Here is a 1,328-nt window from a genome sequence, read left to right as displayed (position 1 = left end):
GGGTCCGCGACTCCCGAGAGGACCGGTGTCCCGGCTGCCGGAGCCGACGGGCCCGTCGGCACCGACGTCGCCGAACCCGACGGCGCCGTCGCGGGCACCCCCGCCGGGGTCCCGGGTGCGGTCCTCCCCGCGACCGGGGCGGCCGCGGGCGCCGTCGCCGGAGCCGCGACGACCCCCGCCTCGATCACCGAGTCCGACGTGGAGATCGTCCCGGTCACCGTCGGACGGCCGGACTCCCGCAGCCGCCGTGCGGCCGTCGCCCTGGTCGAGGGGCTCGCCATGCCCACCGGCGGGCTCGGCAGGCTCGGCGAGCTGGGCGTGTGGCTGGCGTCCTGCCAGGGCACCTGTCCCCCGCAGGCGCCCGTGCGCGCCCGGGTGGTGCTGCTCGCCGCCGACCACGGCATCGCCGGGAACGGCGTCTCGGCCTACCCGCCGCAGGTGTCCGCGGTGCGCGCCACCGCCGCCGCGGCCGGACGGCTGCCGGTCACCGTCGCCGCGCGGGCCGCCGGGGCGACCGTGCGGGTCGTCGACGTCGGGCTCGTGTCCGGGGCCGAGGGCGCCGAGCCGGGCTGGCTCGTCGCGCACGGCACCGGCCGGATCGACCGCGAGGACGCCCTGGACGGTGAGCGCGCCACCGCGGCGTCGCTGACCGGGCGGCGGCTGGCCGACGCCGAGATCGACGCCGGCGCGGACCTGCTGATCCCGGCGACGCTCGGCGTCGGCGTGACGACCCCCGCCGCGACGCTCGTCGCGGCCGTGACCGGGGCCGAGCCCGTCGCGGTCGTGGGGCGGGCCTCGGGGATCGACGACCGCGCCTGGATGCGGAAGGCCGTCGCGATCCGTGACGCGCTGCGCCGGGCCCGTCCGCACCTGCGCGACCCGCTGGCGCTGCTGCGCACCGTCGGCGGCACGGACCTGATCGTGCTCGCCGGGTTCCTCGCCCGGGCCGCGGAGCGCAAGGTGCCCGCGGTGCTCGACGGTCTGGCCGTCGGCGCGGCGGCCCTGCTCGCCGACGAGCTGGCCCCCGGCGCGAAGGACTGGTGGGTCGCCGCGCAGCCGTCGACCGAACCGGCCGCGACGCTCGTCCTGGAGCACCTGTCGCTGGTGCCGCTGCTGGACCTGGCGGTGCGCACCGAGGACGGCACCGCCGCGGTGACGGCGCTGCCGCTGCTGGTCGCCGCGGCGCGGCTGCTCGCCGAGACCGGGACCGCGCACGACACCGGCGTCGTCCCGGGTGACGTGACGGCGCCGGCCGGCGCCGGCCGGTGAGCGGACCCCGGCCCGGTCCCCTCGCAGGGCTCGCGCTGGCGGTCAGCTGGCTGACCGTC

1 protein-coding gene is annotated in these 1,328 nt (G+C 80.0%); it reads left to right on the top strand.

What is annotated here, in order from left to right; genetic code table 11:
- Nucleotides 1-198 precede the first annotated feature (198 nt).
- Complete coding sequence (locus NH602_RS30915) at nucleotides 199-1,269, top strand: nicotinate-nucleotide--dimethylbenzimidazole phosphoribosyltransferase (protein WP_253069701.1); 1,071 nt, start codon at nucleotides 199-201, stop codon at nucleotides 1,267-1,269.
- Nucleotides 1,270-1,328: the final 59 nt, after the last annotated feature.

This window comes from Pseudonocardia sp. McavD-2-B, assembly GCF_024124365.1.
In the GTDB taxonomy this organism is placed as follows: Bacteria; Actinomycetota; Actinomycetes; order Mycobacteriales; family Pseudonocardiaceae; genus Pseudonocardia; species Pseudonocardia alni.
Note: the sequence above shows the minus strand (reverse complement) of the source record. Positions and strands in the feature narration are given on the sequence as shown.